We start from the raw sequence: 19767 nt of genomic DNA on the forward strand, positions 1-19767 counted from the left end.
TCACTTGCCCCCCGTCATGAACGAGGGATCGATCGCGCCGGTATAGACGCCGCTGGCAAAACCCTGATCGGTGAGGAGGAACGCGCCGGTCACTGCGGCATTGAGCGGCGAGTTCAGCAGCACCAGCGGCCATGCCTGCTCCTCCGCCGTCGCCATGCGGCCGAGCGAGGGATAGGGCCAGGCATCTAGGAACCCTGCGGGCAAGTGCTGCCCCTGCTCCTCCATGAACGCAGTCTTGGTCGGGCACGGGCCGATGGCGTTGAGACGGATGCGCCGTTCGTTGCCGAGCTTCACCGCCGCGTTCTGCACCCAGACCACCAGCATTTCCTTGGACGTCGTGTAGCCGTCGCGCACGCGCGTTTCGGGATCGGCCTCGCACCACGCCAGTGCCTCGTCGGGATCGGAGATCGCGAGCATTTCGAGGCTCTGCGCGAGGTTCTTCTGCCAGCCGAGCGTCGCGTCGGACGAGATCAGCGCAATGCCCGCGCCGTCGCGCAGCGAAGGCAGCAGACATTCGACGAAGTGCCGCGTGCCGATGTAGTTCACCTGCATGCAGTACAGCGGCCCCTTCACCGTGGGAGGCAGGCCAGCACACGGGAACAGGAAGTCGATCGGCGCCAGCTTCGAGAGCGCGTCCACCACCGCGCGCACTGCCGGAAAGTCGGCGAGGTCGACCTGATGGAAGCTTTCGCAGGCCACTTTCGGTTCGCGAATATCGACGATGTGCACTTTCGCACCCAGTTCGCGGAGAATGCGGGCGACCTGCTCGCCCATGCCCGATGAGCCACCGGTAACGACCACCGTCTTGCCCCGATAGCCCAGTCCGTCCAGGTTCTGCATGCCGTCCTCTCCTTCTCTTCCCCGGTGACGGTCGCACGCCGTCTTTTCCGCGAGAATCAGTTTCAGCCCATTTGATAGTACAGACTATCTTATTGAGCCAGAGGAGGGGGATCGCCGTGGCGAGAAAAAGCAAAACCCCGACCAGTCCAGACGGACCGACCGGGGCACTGCACCAAACTCAATCGCTTGAACCGAGGTTTTCGATCAGAACTCCGACCAATCGGCGTTGTCGACAATCTGAACCGCGGCATTGCCAGATTGAACGGGAAGGGCTTTGGGACGAGGGGCGTGCGCCGGACGCTTCGGTACGGATTGCGCCGGTGTAAAGGCGACGACAGACTCGCTACCGATCCTGAAGCCCCCCACCAGAGCGGCAAGCGTATCGGCTTCGCTTGCAAGGCTGCGGGCGGCGGCAGTGGCTTCCTCGACCATCGCGGCATTCTGCTGGGTTACGACGTCCATCTTTGCGATCGTGTCGTTGGTATCGCGCAGGTTGCTCGCCTGCTCGGAAGACGCCGCGTTGATGCGGGTCACCACTTCGGTGGCGAGGTCGATGCGTTCGATGATAGTGGTCAGCGCCTGACCCGTCTTGCGCACCATGTCCACACCCGATTCGACTTGCCCGGAGCTCGTCTCGATCAGGGCACGGATGTCCTTGGCCGCTTCGGCGGAACGCTGGGCAAGGCCGCGAACCTCGTTGGCGACGACCGCGAAGCCCTTGCCGGCGTCGCCGGCACGGGCCGCCTCGACGCCTGCGTTCAGGGCGAGCAGGTTGGTCTGGAAGGCAATCGAGTCGATGACGGCAATGATCTGGCCGATCTCGCCGGTGGACTTTTCGATCTGCTCCATGGCGATAACCGCCTGGCTCACCACCTCACCGCCGCGACGCGCTTCGGATACGGCCGCATCCACACTGCGATGGGCATCGGCTGCGCTCTGTGCGGTTTCCTGCAGAGCCTGGCTCAGCGAGCTTACCGACGAGGCCGTATGGCCCAGTTCGCTGGCATGCTGCTCGGTACGCTGGGCGAGATCATTCGATGCCTGGCTGATTTCCAGCGAGCCGGTACGGATCGCCTGTGTGGAACGGGAAACCGATCCCATGGCGTCGCGCAGACGGGCCGCAGTGGCGTTGAAGTCCTTTTCGAGCTGACGATAGGCGGCACCAAGACGCGGCAGTTCGACAGTAAGATCGCCTCCGGCCATGGCCCGCAGGCGGTCGCCGACCAGATCGATCATTTCGCGCGCTTCGGCATCGCCCTCTTCCTTCGAGCGCAGCGCATCGCGTAGGCGTTCGGCAGCCCGAGCGAGTTCCCCCACCTCATCCTGACGGTCGAGATTGTCGATGTGCTCATCGAAGCGGCCGGCCTCGATCGAACCGATGGCGCTGCGCAGCGAGTCCAGTTCGTCGCCGATGCTGTTGCGAATGGCACGGGCCAGAAGGTACGAGACCAGACCGGCTGCAGCGGCAAGGCCGACGGTGACGATCATCACCCACTTGGCAAGCGCATCCTGAGCGCCGGTGATTTCCTCGGCGCGAGCGATCACCGGATCGCGGATCTTTTCGATGCTGTTGTCGACTTCATCGCCGATGGACGAGAGATTATCCAGAGCCGCCTGATCGGCGCTGCCGTTGGCGAAAGCATCCTGCACGGCCGCGACATATTGCTTAGCGTTGGCGCTAACGACGTCGACCTGACCAAGCTCCTGAGCGTCAACGTGTTCACGCGTATCCTTGATCGATGTCCCGAAGTCGGTGGCGTTGCTCTGCCAGCCTTCCTGCGTTTCAGGCGTGCCGTAAACGGCGTGGCGGAACACGTCGCGCTCGAGCGAGGCGAAGTCCTTTTCCAGCAGCGCGGCATAAAGCGCCTGCTGCGAGGTCTGCTCCTTGAGACTCATCATGTGGAAGGTCAGCATCGAACCTGCGACGGCAGTGACAACCACACACAAGGCAACAATGACCGCGGCCATGGACTGCAGACCAAGCCGACGCGCAATCGATTGACGGCGCAACCAACTGACACCCTGTGCGGACTTGAACGACATCGATTTTACCTTCCTGATGCGACCTGGGATCGAAGCTCCGAAGGCTTCTTACGCCGTGTCACATTAGGACCACTGTCTGAAGAACGGGCTTCCCCGATATAAGCAGATGCCCTGAGGCATTTTCCAAGCCGCAGGTTGCCAGAACCTCGGAAAATTTCAGATAAGTCTACTGGCGCTGCCCCCATCTTGTCGCCCAATAAATCCCAAAAATCGCGCCAGAGATTTGACGTCCGCATAGTTATGCTAATAACGCGACTGGCAAATGCGGTGAGTCTCCAAAGGCGACGGCCGCGATGAGGACGTTTCGGGAGAGAAGCACCATGACAGCCCAACGCATCGAAGATCTGGACCTATTTCTGCTGCCGATCGACACGCCCGAGTTCGCGGCCGATCCTACGCCGTGGCTCGAAAAGGCCCGTGCAAAACATCCCTGGCTCGCCATGAGCGCCATCGGCCCCGTGCTCACGTCCTACCGCGCCATCGACGAGATCATGCGCATGGACGATGCCCTGAAGATGCCGGGCGGAGAGATCGTGTCCATCATGGGCGCTGAGGGCACCGGTTGGGGCGACTTCGCGCAGGAAATGATGCTCGTGCGCGAAGGCCCGGACCACCAGCGTCTGCGCGGATCGGTAAGCGGCGCCTTCGGTCCCAACAACGTCAAGCGCATGCGCCCGGTGATGATCGAGACGATCTCCGCGCTGCTCGACGAATGGGCGCCGAAGGAAGCGTTCGACTTCGCAGAATTTGCGGCCAATTTCCCGGTTCGGGTCATGTTCGCCCTGATCGGCGGAGACGTGAGCAAGCTGCCCGCGATCATCTCCTCGCTCGAAGTGCAAGGCACCAGCTTCAACATGATCGTGGAGGACATGCCGCAGATCGAAGAGGCCTACCAGGTCCTCTGGCGCTTCGTGGACGACCTGATCGAGGAACGCGGCCCGGACGCCGGGAAAGGCGACCTGCTGGACGATCTCATCGCCGCCAACACGCGCGGGGAGCTTTCCGACAAGGAACTGCGCCAGATGCTCGTGTTCCTTTTCGGCGCGGGTTACGACACCTCGAAGAACCTGCTCACGCTGCTCATGAACACGATGATCGACCATCCCGACATGTGGCAGCGCTGCGCACAGGACAAGGACTTCTGCCGGCAGGTAGTGCGCGAGCAGCTGCGCCATACCAGCCCTTCGAATACCTACCGCTTCACCACCCGCGACGTGACGTGGGCAGGCGTGACGATCTCGGCCAACACCATGCTGCTGTTTCCTCTGGGCATATCGGGACGCGATCCGACGCTCTTCGCGGAGCCCCTGCGCTTCGATCCGGCGCGACCGGACCGCACTGCCCCCCTCGCCTTCGGTCGCGGCATGCACATCTGCCTCGGCCAGTTCCTCGCGCAGGCCAATGTCGAGGAAGGCACCCACCTGATCGCGCAGCGGCTAACCAACCCGCGCCATACCTCGCCCGCGCAGTGGCGCAGCTTTGCCGGTGTGTGGGGCATTAAATCGCTGCCCATCGCTTTCGATCCGGCTCCGGCTCGCGTACCGGAGCCCGCATGACGACCGCCACTGCTCCCAAGCGCCGGATGGGCTCGCGCAATTCCGCGACCCATGCCGCCCTGCTCGATGCAACCGAAGCCGTGATGCGCGAGGAAGGCTATGCCGCCGTCACCTCGCGCCGCGTGGCCGAGCGGGCCGGGATCAACCAGCAGACGGTCTACTACTACTTCGCGACAATGGATGACCTGCTGCTGGCCGCCTACCGCCGCCGCACCGAGCAGATGCGCGCGCGGGTGGAGGAAGCCATGGCGGCCGAACGCCCCCTGCACGCGCTCTGGCAGTGCTTCGCCGATCCCTTCGACGCGGCGCTCACCATGGAATACCTGGCGCTATCCAACCACAACGAAGCGATCCGCCGCGAAACGGTGGCCTTCGGTGAAGTCCTGCGCGCCATGGAAGTCGAACGGTTGGTGCCAGCCTCGGAGATGGCCCTGCCGGAAGGCGCCCCGGACAGTCCCTTGGGGCTGATCATGGCGCTGACATGGGTGTCCCACCTCATGGGCTTCGAGGCCACGCTGGGCCTGCGTGGAGGACACCGCGAAGTGCGTCAGCTCGCCGAATGGGCCTTGCGGCAGGTTGAGCCCGCTGGAAAGCGCTAGGCCGCAGCCTCGACCTGAGCCGCAAAGCGCCGCGCGAGCACCGCGCAGACCATCAGCTGGATCTGGTGAAAGAACATCAGCGGCAGGATGATCGCGCCGACCTGAGCCTGCGCAAAAAGCACGCCGGCCAGCGGGACGCCTGTCGCCAGACTTTTTTTCGAACCGCAAAACAACAGGACGATGCGGTCCTCCCGCGAAAAGCCCATGGCCCGGCCGATCAGCGTGGCCGCCACCATGACGATGGCGAGGATCGCCAGCGACAGCGCTGCGATCAGCCCCAGCTCGCCAAGCGTCACCCGGCTCCACAAGCCTTCGAGGACGGCTGCCCCGAAGGCGGTATAGACGACGAGCAGGATCGAGCCCCTGTCGACATAGCCGAGTACCTGCTTGTGCCGGGTCACGAAGCCGCCGATCACGGGCCGCAGGAAGTGCCCCGCGAGGAACGGCAGCAGCAATTGCACCGAGATCGCGATCACCGGATCGGTGGAGAAGCCCCCCTGCTTTCCGGTGATCAGCACGGCCGTCAGCACCGGCGTCAGGAAAATGCCCGCAAGATTGGAAAACGAAGCGCTGCACACGGCTGCGGCTACGTTACCTCCGGCAATTGCTGTGAAGGCGATCGAGGATTGCACGGTCGATGGCAGCAACGTCAGAAACAGAACGCCTGTCGCCAGCGAGGGATCGAGCCCCGGAATCGCCTGAACGCCCAGCCCGACGATCGGGAAAAGCACGAAAGTCAGCCCCATTGTCGTGAGGTGGAGCTTCCATGCCCGCGCCCCATCGATGATCGCCTCACGCGAAAGCTTGGCGCCGTGCAGGAAGAACAGCAGGGCAATGCCGACATCGGCCATACCGCTCGCGATGTCAGCCCAGATGCCGCGTGCCGGCAGCACAGAAGCGAGCCCCACCGTACCCAGAAGCAGCAGCAGGTAAGGATCGATGTTCAGCCGCGCGAGCAGGCGGTTCATCGCCGAAATGCCTTTTCGCTCACAGCCACTTGTTGTCGCGATACCATTGGGCCGTCGCTTTCAGGCCCTGTCGCGTCTCGATTTGCGGCGTCCAGAGCGAGGACGGCACAGCCGCCTCCGGCGAAACCACCCAGTCGGGGTGACTGAAGTATGCCGCACGATCCAGTGTCATCTTGGCCTTGGTGCCCCGAAAGAACCTGTCGACCTTGGCGGCCCGCTCCATGGCCTTGCGCGACAAGCCAAGCACCTTGGGCCGCTTGCCCATGGCCCAGCCGATGGCACGCGCCATCTCGTAGTGCGTCCAGCCCTGGGGCTTGCCGTCGTCCGGCTCGAAGATCCGGCCCGAAACTTCTTCCCCGCCACGCACCAGCGCAACCAGCAGACGCGAGAGATCATCGACGTGGATCATCGACGCCCGTCCTTCGCGCGGCGTGGGAATCACACCCCAGCGCGCGGCGCGAAACAGCTCCAGCATCTCCTTGTCGCGCGGCCCGTAGATCGCGGGCGGCCGCACGATGGTCCAGTCCAGCGGGCTCGCCTTGAGCAGCTTCTCGGCCCGCGCCTTGGAAGCCCCGTAATCGGACAGCTTCGGCTCGCGGGCGGAAAGCGAGGACACATTGACGAAGCGGGGGATGCACTTGGCCACCACCGTCTCGATCACGTTCAGGGTGCCTGTGACATTCGCCGCCTCGAAACCGGCCTGATCGGGCGCGTTAACGACCCCGGCAACATGGATCGTCGCTTCCACCCCGCGCGTCAGCTCGGAAAGCGCCGCCGTATCGGCGAGGTCGCCGCGCACCCACTCCACGTTAGTGCGGTCCGGCTGATCGCGCCGGGTCAGCGCCCGCACGGCATAGCCCTGCCCCAGAGCCTGCTCGAGCACCGCTTGTCCGACGAAGCCCGTAGCCCCGGTCAGCGCAATGGTCGGTTGGTCCGTCTTTATCACTTAAGCACCATCTGATCGCGATGCACGACGGCGGAGCGCGGCGCGTAACCGAGCACGTCCGCCTGTTCGTTCGAGTGCAGGCCGGTAATCGCCGCGCATTCGCTCGCGTCATATTCGGACAGGCCATGCGCGAGAACGCGCCCGTCGCCATCGACGATGGCCACCGGGTCGCCGCGCTCGAACACGCCTTCCACCGCCGTCATCCCCTTGGCGAGGAGGCTCGATCCGCGCTGCAAGGCCGCTGCAGCACCCGCATCGACGACAAGACTGCCCTTGAGGCGCAAGCGGCCGCCCAGCCATGCCTTGCGCGCACCGGCCTTGCGGCGCGGCAGGAACAGCGTGCCGATCCCCTGTTCGAGGATACGCGCCACCGGACGATCATGCTGACCGTTGCCGATGACGAGACAGATGCCCGCGAGTTCGGCAATCTCGGCTGCCTGCAGCTTGGACACCATCCCGCCCGAGCCCATGCCGGAATTCGATTCCGCGCTGGCCATGGCCTTGATCTGCGGGGTGATGCCCTCGACCAGCGGCACCATCTGCGCACCGGATTCCCTGGGATGCCGGTCATACAAGCCGTCGATGTCGGAAAGCAGCAGCACCACGCTCGCCTTCGCCGCCTGCGCGACGCGGGCGGCCAGACGGTCATTATCGCCGAAGCGGATTTCGTTGGTGGCGACCGAGTCGTTCTCGTTGATCACCGGCACGGCCCCGGCATCGAGCAGCCGGTTGAGCGTGGCCGTCACGTTGAGATAGCGGCGCCGATCTTCGAGGTCCTCAAGCGTCAGCAGTATCTGCGCGGCAGTGAGGCCATGACTGCCCAGCAGATCGGTCCAGAGCCCTGACAGTGCGATCTGCCCCACGGCAGCGGCCGCTTGGGCATCGGCAAGCGAACCGCGTCCGCCCTTCTCCAGCCGCAGCGTCGCCGCGCCCAGCGCAATCGCTCCGGAAGACACGACGATAACCTGCTGCCCGCGTGTGCGCGCTTCGGCGATCTCATCAACCAGTCCGGTCAGCCATTCGCGCCGAACCCCTTCCTTGCCGACGAGCAGCGCCGATCCGACCTTGATGACAAGGAGCGGGCACTGGGCCTGTTCGGCGAGATCGGAAAGCGTGGCGATGGTCATGGAAGCGCCACCCTCTAGGAGAAATGCCGCGCTCAGGAAAGCTCATGTGTGCAATTGCGCGCGCAAGTCATCGGGTTTCCTGAACGGATGGGGGATAGATCCCCCTCGCGCATCAGAGCGGTGACCAGGGCTTCTCGTTCAGTTCTTCCTGCTCGCCTTCCGGGCGTTCGGTCACGGTTGCGGCGGGCAGATACTCGATCACGGCGTCAAGCAGCTTGGAAAGCCCCTTCCCGGTCGCGCCGGAGATCGGGAACACTTCCTCGGCGCCGGCCTTCAGCAGTTCCTTGGCATATTCGCCGGCCAGTTCGTCATCGACGAGGTCGATCTTGTTGAGTGCGACGAGACGCGGCTTGCCCTCAAGTTCGTGACCGTAGGCTTCCAGTTCCTCTTCGACGACCTGCATCGCCTCGACCGGATCAGTGCTGGAAATATCGATCAGATGAACGAGGACACGGCAACGCTCGATGTGGCCGAGAAACCGGTCGCCAATACCCGCGCCATCCGCAGCACCCGCAATGAGGCCCGGAATATCCGCAAGCACGAATTCGCGGCCCTTGTGATGCACCACACCCAGTTGGGGGCGCAAAGTGGTGAAGGCGTAGTCGCCGACCTTGGCCTTGGTGTTGGAAAGCTTGTTGATGAACGTGGACTTGCCCGCGTTGGGCATGCCGACGAGGCCGACGTCGGCCAAGAGCTTCAGCCGCAGCCAGACCCACATCTCCTCGGCCGGGATGCCCGGCTGGTGCTGGCGCGGGGCGCGGTTGGTGCTGGTCTTGTAGCTGGCATTGCCGCGCCCGCCCATGCCGCCTTCGAGCAGGGTGATGCGCTGGCCGGCTTCCGTGAGATCGGCCAGAACGGTTTCGCCGTCCTCGTCCGAAATGATCTGCGTGCCGACGGGAACCCTGATGACAAGGTCCTTGCCCGCCGCACCATTGCGGTTCTTGCCCATGCCATGGCCGCCTCGTGGCGCCTTGAAGTGCTGGGTGTAGCGGAAGTCGATCAGCGTGTTGAGGCCCGCAACGGCCTCGAAGATGATATCGGCGCCCTTGCCGCCATTGCCGCCGTCCGGCCCGCCGTACTCCACGTACTTCTCGCGCCGGAACGAAACCGCCCCCGGACCACCGGCGCCCGAGCGGATATAGATTTTGGCTTGATCGAGAAAATGCATGTGTCGGTTATCCGGCGGCTGTCAGAGGCGTAGTCATGTCCGCCCAAAATGCGAACGGCCGCAACAATGTGCGGCCGGTCAGCGTGAATATCAATTACTGGTGGAGCCGAGGGGGATCGAACCCCTGACCTCGTCATTGCGAACGACGCGCTCTCCCATCTGAGCTACGGCCCCGTTCCAGTAAGATCCCGCGCACGGCACTTGGCGCAACGGGAGCGCCCCTTTAGCGAAAGCAACTGCGCCATGAAAGAGCAAAATTGCGCGCGGCGCCGAGATTCTGGCCCCGCGCCGCGTTACTGCGAATAGGACTGAGGATTGCTTGCCTGCTGTTCAACCTGCTGGTCGAAAGTCGGCCGCACCGTGATCATCCCCCCGCCATAGCGCGATTGCCATGCAGCGAGGTCCGCCTTGTACTGCTCGTAGGCATTATAGAACGACTTGAACGGCGCTTCCATCTTCGCAAGCCCCCCGAAGGCGAAGGTATTGAACTGGCTGGGATCGACCGTCTGCAACTCTGTAGTGAGTTCCATGGCTGCATCGCAGAAACCCGAAGTCACCGGCGGCAGCGCAAAGAAATTGTAGACCTGCGTCTGATAGGTCTCGCGAGCACGCAAGGCGGCACGGGCGCTATTCCCGGCCCGGAAGCTGGAGTCGATTTCCTTGTTGGCGGCGTCGAGCTGCTTGTCGTAGACGCCGAGGAAGCGCTTGTAGCCGTCCAGGATCGGTGCGTACTCCGGCTCGACGCAGTTGAGCGCGGCAACGTTGTACGCAGACCGCAGGTTCCAGACGGCCTGCGACGTCGATATCCCCGTGTTGACGGTATGGCGCTGACCATTCGCGTCGATCGGCGGGATCGTCATATCAAGCGGCGCGCCGGCCGGCGGTGCCGGCATCGGCGGAACGACCACAACCGGCGGCGGTGCCGGCGGCGGCGGCGGTGGTGGCGGCGTACACCCGGAAAGCGCCGCAAGCGTCATGGCTACGGCAGCCACCGCCACCAGAGGCAGCCTGCGGCCGGTAGATTTGAACTTCTCGAATTCCACCCGTTGTCTCTCCATCACAGGCGCGAATATCTAGCGCTGTCGCGCGCCAAAGAAAATGCCCGGTGCGACGAAACGCACCGGGCATCTATATCAGTCGAGTCTGTACCGGGGATTTCCAGCACCAAGGTGCGGTATGAACCCCTAGATGCCTCAGTTACGCTGGCCGAGGAAGCTCAGCAGGAACTGGAACATGTTGATGAAGTCCAGATAGAGGCTGAGCGCGCCGAGGATCACGGCCTTGCCGACGAACTCGGTGCCACGCAGGTGGTAGTACTGATTCTTCAGCATCTGGGTATCGTAAGCGGTGAGGCCTGCGAAGATCAGGACGCCGAGAACCGAAATCGCCAGCTGCAGCACGGTCGAACCGACAAACAGATTGATCAGCATGGCCACGAGGATACCCACGAGACCCATGATCAGGAAGGTACCGAAGCCCGAGAGATCCTTCTTCGTCGTGTAGCCATAGAGGCTGAGACCGGCGAAAGCCGCCGCCGTCGCGAAGAAGGTCGTTGCAATGGAGCTTGCGGTGAAGACCAGGAAGATCGTCGAAAGCGACAGGCCCATGACCACACAGAAGCCCCAGTAGAGCATCTTGAGGGTCGATTCCTGGAAGCGGTTTGCACCGCCGCTGATCGCAAACACGAACCCGAGCGGCGCCAGCATGACCAGCCAGCGCACCGGCGAGGCGATCATCTGCATGGCCATGCCGGAATTCGCAAACAACATTGCCACGATGCCCGAAAGGAGCACACCGGAAGCCATGTAGTTGTAAATCGACAACATGTGCCGACGCAGCCCCATGTCATACGAGGCCCGGCCATCCGCACGTCCGTCCAGGCTGGGCGACGCACCAAAGCCCTGTCGGGACTGGGGGTCGTTCCAATTCGCCATTTCAAACTCCCTTTCGCGGGGTTTTCCGCACAACGCGGCCCCGCACAGTCCCAATATCGGCGCGGCCGGTTAAAGATTCAAGAAAAACCGGTGCGAGGTATTTGTGACAAAGTGTAAGAGCTGTGCTCAGCGCTTTCGCGCCTCTGCCGCCATTTCCGCATTACGATCGCGAGAAGCCGTCATGGCCTCGGCAATGACGTCGGCCAGAGCCGAACCTTCGTCGAGAATATTCAGCCCGGCACGGGTCGAACCTCCGGGGCTCGCCACGCGATCGGCCAGCTCTCCCGGCGAAACGGGAGGCGTCGCGCGGGCCTGCTCCGAAGCCAGCTGCGCGGCCCCCTCCACCATCGCCAGGGCAAGGCGCTGCGACTGATCCTCGTCGAGGCCGAGCGCGACGGCTCCGGCGGCAAGCGACTGGATAAAACGATAGACGAACGCGGGCCCGCAGCCTGCCAGCGCAGTGACCGCGTCGAAAAGCGTCTCGTTCGCCAGCCATTCCGGCGTTCCGAGCGGCTCCATCAATGCCGTGACTGCGGCACGCCCGGTTTCATCGAGCCCGCGCGAATCCAGCGCAATGGGAGACTTGCCGACTGCCGCCGCGAGATTGGGCATGACCCGCACGATAGCCCCGGCATCGGGAAAGCGCTGGGCCAGACTGTCGAATTCCACCCCGGCAAGGATGGAGAACAGCGCGGTTTCTCGCCCGACCAGCGCGGCAACCGCCGGCGCTACCTCATCGAGGCCCTGGGGCTTCACCCCGATCATCACGGCATCGAAGCGACCATCGGGAAGATCGCGCAGCAACGTAACGCCCTCAGGCACTTCGGAACGGTGGGGATCGACTACCGTGAACCGGGAAGCGGGAATGCCGCCGGCGAGCCAGCCAGTGAGCATCGCACCGGCCATGTTGCCGCAGCCAACGAGCAGGATATTCTGAAATCTGTTCATGGCGACGGCTTAGGCCAGCACCGCCACGCTGCCAAGGCCGGGGCGCATCAGGCTTCCCCGGCAGCGTCCACCATCGCTGCGGCCAGCGCCTCGGCCGGGCTCTTGTCACCCCACAGGATAAACTGGAACACGGGATAGAAGCGGTCGCACTCCTCAAGCGCGGCCTCGACAACCATCTGGGCCTGCCCCGGCCCCAGCAGTCCCTCTTCGCCCAGCATCAGGCCGTAACGGTAAAGAACGACACCGCCGTTCGACCAGACGTCGAAGTGCCCCAGCCAGATCTGCTCATTGATGAGCGCCAGCGCCTCGTAGACGGCCGCGCGCTTGACATCGTTGATGCGGATGTCCGGCAGGCAGAGAAGCTGCAGCACGCGATCCTCCGCACGCCACACCGCCTGAACCTGATAGGTGGCCCAGGCCCCCTTCACTTCCGCGGAGATCTCGTCTTCGCTCGTGAATTCGAAGGGCCAGCCGCGCGCCTCGAACAGGGACGCGAGCATCTCCACCGGAGCTGCCTCATCGTCGCGATCGATATCGTCCTGCACGGTCCTCATAAATTCCGACACAAACCCTCCGCTATTGCAATTGCATGGATGCTTTGTCCGGACGGGGGAGCACAATGCAGCGGACTCGATCACCTGCGCAAAACTGCACAAGCCTGTTTACAGCGTGTGGATAAGGCTAACCGGTTCTTAAGACTGTATCAAAACAATGCTGATTTTCGCCGCGAATTCGGGGCGGTTAGTCCGTCAGTCGACGGAGAGTACGTCCACGACCTGACCGGCGGGACTGGTCCAGGGCAGTGCGCCCTCGATGCCCTCTTTTCGGAGATCCTGCACGAACTCGTTCGCGGCCTTCCGGCTATCGAACGGGCCAGCAAGGATGCGATGGGTGCGGCCCATTTCGGTGATGTGCGCCTTGCGCCCCTTGAACAGCTCGGGAGCCTGCCTGGTGTAGCGACGCCAGTCGAACGCGATGGCATCCGTGTTACGACCGATACCGATCTGCACCCAGATACGGCTGGGATGCGCCGGCGGTGCAGGCTTCTTCGGCTTGGGCTTTTCCTCGACCTTCGGTTCGGGCTTCGCCGGCTCGATGCTTCGAATGTCGACAGCCCCGGACGCAGGCGCCGCCTTCTCGACGGGCTTGCCAAGATCGGCGAAGACCTCGGTAAGCGATGGCTGTACCGGCGGCGGAGGCGCGGAAGGTTGCGCTGGTTGCGGCGACCGTGCCGAGGGCAGACTCGCCAGATCGAAACCGGGCGCCGCTGCCTTCGCGGCGGGAGCGGACGTCGGGGCCGCCGCCACAGCAGCAGCCGGCTTGGATACGGCTGGCGCTGCTGCCTGCACGGGCTGGCGCACGGCAGGAGTTGGGGGTGGGGTTGGCGCCGACGTGGGAGTGGGAGTAGGAGTGGCTTCCTGACTGTTGCGCAGGGGAGGCAGTTCCCCGGTGCTTTCAATCGTGGGCTTGGGCTCGGGCGGCGCTACGCGGTCGGGATCCGCGGCGGCAACGCGCGTCTTGCGCGCGCTGTCAGCGCGGCTGGTCGTCTTTTTCGCTGCTTTGTCAGCCGACCGGGCGGTCTTGCGACTGCGGTTGCCGTCGAGCGGCTCCCCCCTCGGGACTAGTGCACTATCCGCAGTAGCAACGCGCCGGGGCGAGTACGCAGCAATGCGTGGATCATCACGACCGATTTCAGATGCACGGGGGAAACGACCCAGATCAGCGGCTGCAGCCTGCTGTGCCTTGGTGAGCCGCGGCATGTAGCGCAGATAAGGCGCGACGTTCTCGGCCAGTTGCGGCGGCAGGATGGTCTCGGTGATATTGACGGCCTCCTTGGTCTGGCCATCGATGGCCAGCGCAAAGGCGCGTGTGCGCCAGGCCGGTTTGTCCTGCTTGCGCAGCAAGGGCATCAAGGTCGCCTCAGCGGCCTCCTGATCCCCGCCAATGGCCTGACTGATGGCCAGCCGCAAACGCAGTTCGTCGGTGTCTTTCGATGCCAGCGCGGCAGAGTAATAACGCTGAGCCGTGACGTTATCGCCGACCAGATCATAGGCCAGGCCCCGATCGGCTGCGATCTCATCGGTATCCGCGCCCGCCTTTTCGGCGGCTTCAAAAAGCGGGATTGCGCTGACCGGATCGCCTTTCAAAACGAACGTCCGGCCAAGCCCGGCCTTCACACGGCCATCGTCAGGGGAAATCGCTTCTGCGCGGCGGTAGAAACCGACGGCCGCTTCCATGTCTCCAAGACCGCGTGCCGCATCGCCTGCTGCAATGAGAGCATCCACGTCGCGTGGATCGCGCCCGAGCCGGGCCAGCGCTTCATTGAGATTCTGGGTATCCTGCGAAGGTAGCGCCTGAACGACCGGCTGCGAAACGACGGGAGCGCTCTGCGCAAAAACGGTTCCGGACAAAACCACCGAGCCGCTGACCGCCGCCAGCGTCACCGCCTTCAAGAACCTCTTTTCCACCCGCAAGATCAGAGAAACCCTTGCCTGATACGGGACTTGCGCCCGCTTGTTCATATCGTCACCGCCCCGACGCGCGGCACTGATGCCGTGCAACGGGTTCGATGAACCTCATGCGAACAGGCCGGGAAAGGGAGGCAGAACGCCTCCCTGGCACGACAACGCGCTCCGGCTCTGCCCGATTACTGGTTGTTCTGCCTGCCGAGAAAGCGCGGGATGCTGATCGAACTGCTGTCTTCGTCCTCATCGTCGTCAGCCGGAGCCTCGCTAGCGGCCGGCTTGGGACGGGAGAGACTCGTCATGCGTTCGAACAGGGTGCTTCCGCCCCCGGCTGCGGGCTTGGGACGCGCCGCCTGGCTATCCTGACGCGGCTGCGGAGATGCTGCCTGACCTTCGCCGAGCAGCAGTTCGTCCTGCTTGCCCTGTGGACGCGGCGCGGCGGCGGCCGGCGCTTCTTCTTCCAGTCCCAGATCGAGCGGTTCCTTGCGAACCCCGCCAACGCCGGTCAGGCTGGCGTAGCTGCTCGATGAGGTCGAACCGGTGTTTTCTCCATCATCCAGCTCATCGCCGGCGCCAAGCTCAAGCTCGGCGGCAGGTTCATAGGGTTCCGGAACAGAAGAAGCGGCCGGCATCGGCTCTGCCTGGGGCGTTTCCGGCACGACAGGCGCGGGAGCCGGTGCGGTTTCGGAAACGCTGGGCGCCGGGGCAGGCTCGGACGTCGGCACAGCCGGACGGACCGGGCCGCGCGAAGCGCCCAGATTAAGCGGACGCGAAGCCTCTTCGGCCATTTCGGCAGTCTGCTCTATACCGGTGGCGACCACCGAAACCCGGATCTGACCCTGCAGGTTGGGATTGAAAGCCGAACCCCAGATGATGTTGGCGTCCTTGTCGACCAGTTCGCGGATGTGATTCGCGGCCTCGTCCACTTCGAGCAGCTTCATATCGTCGCCGCCGATGATCGAGATGATCACGCCCTTGGCGCCCTGCATAGACACGCCGTCGAGCAGCGGGTTGGCAATGGCGCGTTCGGCGGCTTCGAGCGCACGGTTGGGACCTTCGCCCTCACCCGTGCCCATCATCGCCTTGCCCATCTCGCCCATGACCGAACGAACGTCGGCAAAGTCGAGGTTAATCAGGCCCGGCATGACCATGAGGTCGGTGATCGAGCGCACGCCCTGCTGCAGCACTTCGTCGGCGAGCTGGAAGGCTTCCTTGAAGGTCGTCTCCGCCTTAGCGACGAGGAACAGGTTCTGGTTCGGAATGACGATGAGCGTATCGACATGCTTCTGCAGCTCTTCGATACCCGCTTCGGCAGCGCGCATGCGCCGCGTGCCTTCGAAAAGGAACGGCTTGGTTACCACGCCGACCGTCAGCACACCCTTGGCGCGCGCGGCTTCGGCGATGATCGGCGCCGCACCGGTGCCGGTGCCGCCGCCCATGCCTGCCGCGATGAAGACCATGTGCACGCCATCAAGCAGGCGGTCGATCTCTTCGAGCGTCTCTTCGGCAGCAGCCCGGCCGACTTCGGGACGCGAACCTGCGCCGAGGCCCTGCGTGATATCCGGACCGAGCTGCACGCGCGTTTCCGCGATGGAATTGTTCAGCGCCTGCGCATCGGTGTTGGTGACGACGAAGTCGACACCCTCGATCTGCGCTTCGATCATGTTGGCGATGGCATTGCCGCCGGCGCCACCCACGCCGATCACGACAATCCGGGGACGCAGTTCGTCGATCGCCGGCGGTCCGATATTAATGCTCATTTTGCTCTCCTGGCGCTCGAGCGCGCGAAGACATTTCTTTGATCAGTCTGATTGCACGCTTCGACTCGTCGAGGCAAAGCATGGTAAACCTTTGTCCACAACGAAAACCGCCAACTCGCGGGGACCAGCGGCCTTCCGACCGCAGTACAGGCACGGTTCGCCGGGTCATCAATTCGGGCAATTCCTGAGTTCAAAAGTATTCCTTCAACGCGTGATAGACACGGCCGACCATTCCAAAGCCGCCCAACTTGATCGTTCTTTGCGTGTTGCGGCCCATCGCGCGAATGTCGACAGGATCCGCCGCCGCATAAAGTACCAGCCCGGCAAGGGTCGAAAAGCCCGGCTTCACGTGGGCTTCGGCCAGCCCTGACAAGTGCGGCACGCGGCCTATGCGCACCGGCTTGCCAAGCGCCGCCTGCGCATAGTCGGCAAGCCCCACGAGTTCCGCACCACCGCCGGTAAAGACGATCTGCTTCCCGCGCTGGCCGGTAAAGCGCATCGTCTTGAGCGCCTTGTTCACCTCTTCCATCACCACGCCGAGATGGCCGGTGATGACGCCAATAAGTTCGGCGCGCGGAATGCGGTTCTTCTCGTCCGCATGCCTTGCGAGAGGGCCGGTTTCCTCCTCGCCCGGCGCGTTTACCGGGATCATCTCGCGATGATCGTGCGGGCTGGCGATCGCCGAGCCGTTGACGCACTTCAGGCGCTCGGCCTGATAGCAGCGGATGCCGAAGGCCGAGGCGACCGCATCGGTCAAGTCCGCCGAGCCCATGGGAATCGCGATCATGTCCTTGAGCAGGCCTTGCTCGTAGATCGCAACGTTGGTGACTTCCGCACCGAATTCAACCAGCGCCACACCCAGATCGCGCTCCTCGGGCGAGAGGCAGGCCTGCCCGGCCGCAATGGGCGAGCCGACGACGGCCTCGACTTCGAGATGCGCGCTCTGGACCGCTTCGGTGAGATTGCGAATGGGCGCCCCGTCCGCCAGTACGACGTGAATATCAACACCCAGCCGCTCGGCATGCAGGCCGCGCGGATTGCTGACCCCATGGGCGCCATCGAGGCGGTACTGGGCCGGCTGGGCGTGCAGGACCATGCGGCCATCGGGCTGGATCACGTCGCGGGCGGACAGCAGCAACTGGTCGATGTCTTCCTGTTCGATCCTACGGCCACCGATCTCGGCATCGAACTGGTCGATGCGGCTCGCCAGCCCCGCCCCCGAGCAGCCGATCCAGACTTTCTGAACGGCGGTGTCGGCCATCTTCTCGGCCCGATCGATGGCATCGCGCACGGCATAAGTGGCGGCGGCGATGTCGGTCACATAGCCGCGCTTGATGCCCTGGCTCGCGCGGTGGCCCGAGCCCAGCACGACCATGTCGCCCAGCTCGTTGATCCCCGCGACAATCGCGGAAATGCGGAACGATCCGATATTCACCGCGCCGAAGACACGCGCGATTCTTGGGGCCGCCATTCCTAGTCTCCCGCCTGAGCCGTATGCGGAACCGCTCCGGCTTTCAGGGCCAGTTCCTTGCCCTCTTCATCGGGCACGCGAAGATAGATCCGGTCCTTCGCCCGCATGTCGAAAGCGGTAACCTTGCCGCCAAGCAGCCGATTGGTGCCATCCAGCCGGGCGAAAGTCACCAGTGAACTGGCCGCTTCACGCCCGCCTTCCGGCAGCGCCAGCACCTGTCCCGTCTGGAACGTGAGGTTCCAGCGGCGGTTCCCGATCCACTCCGCTTCCGCCACGCGCGGCTTGAGCGCGGGAGCAGCCTCCAGCAGTTGCGAGAGCGCGACGACCTGCTGTCCTGCACCGGGGCCGGACACGATCAGCTTGCCCTGCGCATTCTTGCGGCTGACGGTTTCGAGCTCATGCCCGGACTTGTCGATCAGCACGAAGTGGTCGGCCTTGCGCAGCACAGCGCTGGGCTTGCGCTCGACGATGTCGATCACCAGCGTATCGGGCAGTTGCCGCGAGACCCGCGCATCCTTGACCCACGAGAGCTCGAGCAATTCGCTGCGCAGCCCGTCCAGGTCCACCATGGTCATCGACCGGTCACGCTCGGCCAGCGCCTTTTCGTAGACCTTGAGCTCGTTGATGTTCTTCACACCGCGCACTTCGACGCGCTTCACTTCGAAGCCGGCATCGGACGCGACCTGGGCAAACTGCATCTCGGCCATGGTCGGCAGTCCCGCCATCGAGGCCACAACCCATGCAAGGACAGCCGCGCCGCCCAGAATGGCGAAGAGGAAGATACGGTGCAGCTGCTCTTCGGAGAACGGCAGCCAGCCCATAGCCATGTCGACAGCCGAACCGGTACGCGCCCTGGCCGTCCGCACCTTGGCCTTGTTGCCCTGCGCAGCGGCCGACTTGCGCGCCGTCTTCGCCTTGCGCCGGATCGTCGTGCTCATTTGGCCCCCTTCCGCTTCTCGGCGTCAGCCAGTGCCTCGGCGATGATCGCCTCGACCAGATCGGGATAGTCCATGCCGCAGGCCTTGGCCTGCTCGGGCACGAGGCTGAGCGGCGTCATGCCCGGCTGGGTATTGGTTTCGAGCAGGAAAAGCCCTTCCACGCCTTGCGTGTCATCCCAGCGGAAATCCGAACGGCTGGTCCCCTTGCAGCCGAGCAACTGGTGCGCACGCAGGGCCAGATCCTTGCAGGCCTGCGTGATCTCATCGGGGACCTCCGCCGGGCAGACGTGTTCGGTCATTCCGTCGGTGTACTTGGAATCGAAGTCGTAAAAGCCGGACTTGGGCTTGAGTTCGGTGACCAGCAGCGCGCGATCGCCGATGACCGCCGTCGTCAACTCGCGCCCGCGAATGTACGGTTCGGCCAGAAGGTGATCGAACTCCTGCCAAGGGCCCTTGGCATCGCGCGCGATAGGGTTGCCGTAATTGCCCTCGTCGGTGACTATGGCGACGCCGACCGAGGATCCCTCGTTCACAGGCTTGAGCACATAGGGGCGCGGCAGCGGATCACGCTCGTAGATTTCCTCGCTCGCGACAATGCGCCCGCCCGGCATCGGAATGCCATGCGGCACCAGCGCCTGCTTGGTCAGTTCCTTGTCGATGGCGATCACCGAGGTAGCGAGGCCCGAGTGCGTGTACGTGAGGCCCATCAGGTCCATCATGCCCTGCACCGTGCCATCCTCGCCCGGCGCGCCGTGAAGGGCATTGAACACGACATCCGGCTTCGTCTCGGCCAGCCTGATCGCGACATCGCGGTCCATATCGATGCGCGTGACCTTGTGGCCCTTGCTCTCCAGAGCCTTGGCAACGCCCTCCCCGCTCATCAGCGAGACCGGCCGTTCGTTCGACCAGCCGCCCATCAGGACCGCAACGTGGAGCTTGGGCAACGACATCAATCAATACTCTCCGTTCGTGTCGAGCGAAGTCGAGACACGTGGGCTCTTGCG

Annotated in this window: 17 protein-coding genes and 1 tRNA gene; 2 read left to right on the forward strand and 16 right to left on the reverse strand. The window is 63.9% G+C overall.

Translation table 11 applies throughout. The annotated features are described in order from the left end of the window. Both IEX64_RS11200 and IEX64_RS11205 read right to left on the reverse strand, forming a co-directional pair. Positions 1–840: an SDR family oxidoreductase gene (locus IEX64_RS11200; RefSeq protein WP_188819751.1), complete on the reverse strand. Its 840-nt coding sequence runs from the start codon at positions 838–840 to the stop codon at positions 1–3. 204 nt (positions 841–1044) lie between these two features. After that, complete coding sequence (locus IEX64_RS11205; protein WP_188819752.1) at positions 1045–2883, reverse strand: methyl-accepting chemotaxis protein; 1839 nt, start codon at positions 2881–2883, stop codon at positions 1045–1047. 320 nt (positions 2884–3203) lie between these two features. On the opposite strand from IEX64_RS11205, the gene IEX64_RS11210 reads away from it, so the two are divergent. Both IEX64_RS11210 and IEX64_RS11215 read left to right on the forward strand, forming a co-directional pair. Continuing rightward, entirely contained in the window at positions 3204–4439 is a 1236-nt protein-coding gene (locus tag IEX64_RS11210) for a cytochrome P450 (protein WP_188819753.1), read from the forward strand. Further along, complete coding sequence (locus IEX64_RS11215; protein ID WP_188819754.1) at positions 4436–5038, forward strand: TetR/AcrR family transcriptional regulator; 603 nt, start codon at positions 4436–4438, stop codon at positions 5036–5038. Before IEX64_RS11210 ends, IEX64_RS11215 begins: the two co-directional genes overlap by 4 nt. Here IEX64_RS11215 and IEX64_RS11220 read toward each other — a convergent pair. The 14 genes from IEX64_RS11220 to IEX64_RS11285 all read right to left on the reverse strand — a co-directional run bounded on the left by IEX64_RS11220 (position 5035) and on the right by IEX64_RS11285 (position 19713). Next, positions 5035–6006 carry a bile acid:sodium symporter family protein gene (locus IEX64_RS11220; RefSeq protein ID WP_188819755.1) on the reverse strand — a complete coding sequence of 324 codons (972 nt, stop codon included), beginning with the start codon at positions 6004–6006 and terminating at the stop codon, positions 5035–5037. The genes IEX64_RS11215 and IEX64_RS11220 overlap by 4 nt on opposite strands. Before the next feature lie 19 nt (positions 6007–6025). Then, positions 6026–6952 carry an NAD-dependent epimerase/dehydratase family protein gene (locus IEX64_RS11225; RefSeq protein WP_188819756.1) on the reverse strand — a complete coding sequence of 309 codons (927 nt, stop codon included), beginning with the start codon at positions 6950–6952 and terminating at the stop codon, positions 6026–6028. Then, positions 6949–8079, reverse strand: coding sequence for a glutamate 5-kinase (gene proB, locus IEX64_RS11230; RefSeq protein WP_188819757.1), 1131 nt, complete (start codon positions 8077–8079; stop codon positions 6949–6951). Before proB ends, IEX64_RS11225 begins: the two co-directional genes overlap by 4 nt. 112 nt (positions 8080–8191) lie before the next feature. After that, entirely contained in the window at positions 8192–9247 is a 1056-nt protein-coding gene (obgE, locus tag IEX64_RS11235; protein ID WP_188819758.1) for a GTPase ObgE, read from the reverse strand. A gap of 98 nt (positions 9248–9345) precedes the next feature. Beyond that, a tRNA-Ala gene (locus tag IEX64_RS11240) sits at positions 9346–9421 on the reverse strand. A gap of 119 nt (positions 9422–9540) precedes the next feature. Continuing rightward, the gene (locus tag IEX64_RS11245) at positions 9541–10290 is read right to left on the reverse strand and encodes a hypothetical protein (protein ID WP_229710204.1); all 750 of its coding nucleotides are present in this window, start codon (positions 10288–10290) and stop codon (positions 9541–9543) included. Between the two features lie 150 nt (positions 10291–10440). Then, a complete protein-coding gene (locus tag IEX64_RS11250; protein WP_188819759.1) occupies positions 10441–11181 on the reverse strand; it encodes a Bax inhibitor-1/YccA family protein in 741 nt (246 codons plus the stop codon). Positions 11182–11307: 126 nt separating this feature from the next. Further along, positions 11308–12129, reverse strand: a complete 822-nt coding sequence (locus IEX64_RS11255; protein WP_188819760.1) for a pyrroline-5-carboxylate reductase family protein — start codon at positions 12127–12129, stop codon at positions 11308–11310. A gap of 47 nt (positions 12130–12176) precedes the next feature. Then, the gene (locus tag IEX64_RS11260) at positions 12177–12683 is read right to left on the reverse strand and encodes a type III secretion system chaperone family protein (protein WP_188819840.1); all 507 of its coding nucleotides are present in this window, start codon (positions 12681–12683) and stop codon (positions 12177–12179) included. A gap of 195 nt (positions 12684–12878) precedes the next feature. Beyond that, on the reverse strand, positions 12879–14573 hold the full coding sequence (locus IEX64_RS11265; RefSeq protein WP_229710209.1) for a tetratricopeptide repeat protein: 1695 nt from the start codon (positions 14571–14573) through the stop codon (positions 12879–12881). Positions 14574–14776: 203 nt separating this feature from the next. Further along, positions 14777–16354, reverse strand: a complete 1578-nt coding sequence (ftsZ, locus tag IEX64_RS11270) for a cell division protein FtsZ (protein WP_188819762.1) — start codon at positions 16352–16354, stop codon at positions 14777–14779. A gap of 190 nt (positions 16355–16544) precedes the next feature. After that, positions 16545–17825 carry a cell division protein FtsA gene (gene ftsA / locus IEX64_RS11275; protein ID WP_188819763.1) on the reverse strand — a complete coding sequence of 427 codons (1281 nt, stop codon included), beginning with the start codon at positions 17823–17825 and terminating at the stop codon, positions 16545–16547. 2 nt (positions 17826–17827) lie between these two features. Next, positions 17828–18763 carry a cell division protein FtsQ/DivIB gene (locus IEX64_RS11280; protein ID WP_188819764.1) on the reverse strand — a complete coding sequence of 312 codons (936 nt, stop codon included), beginning with the start codon at positions 18761–18763 and terminating at the stop codon, positions 17828–17830. Continuing rightward, positions 18760–19713: a D-alanine--D-alanine ligase gene (locus IEX64_RS11285; protein WP_188819765.1), complete on the reverse strand. Its 954-nt coding sequence runs from the start codon at positions 19711–19713 to the stop codon at positions 18760–18762. Before IEX64_RS11285 ends, IEX64_RS11280 begins: the two co-directional genes overlap by 4 nt. Positions 19714–19767 lie beyond the last annotated feature (54 nt).

It is taken from the genome of Novosphingobium indicum (assembly GCF_014645195.1).
Classification (GTDB): Bacteria; Pseudomonadota; Alphaproteobacteria; order Sphingomonadales; family Sphingomonadaceae; genus Novosphingobium; species Novosphingobium indicum.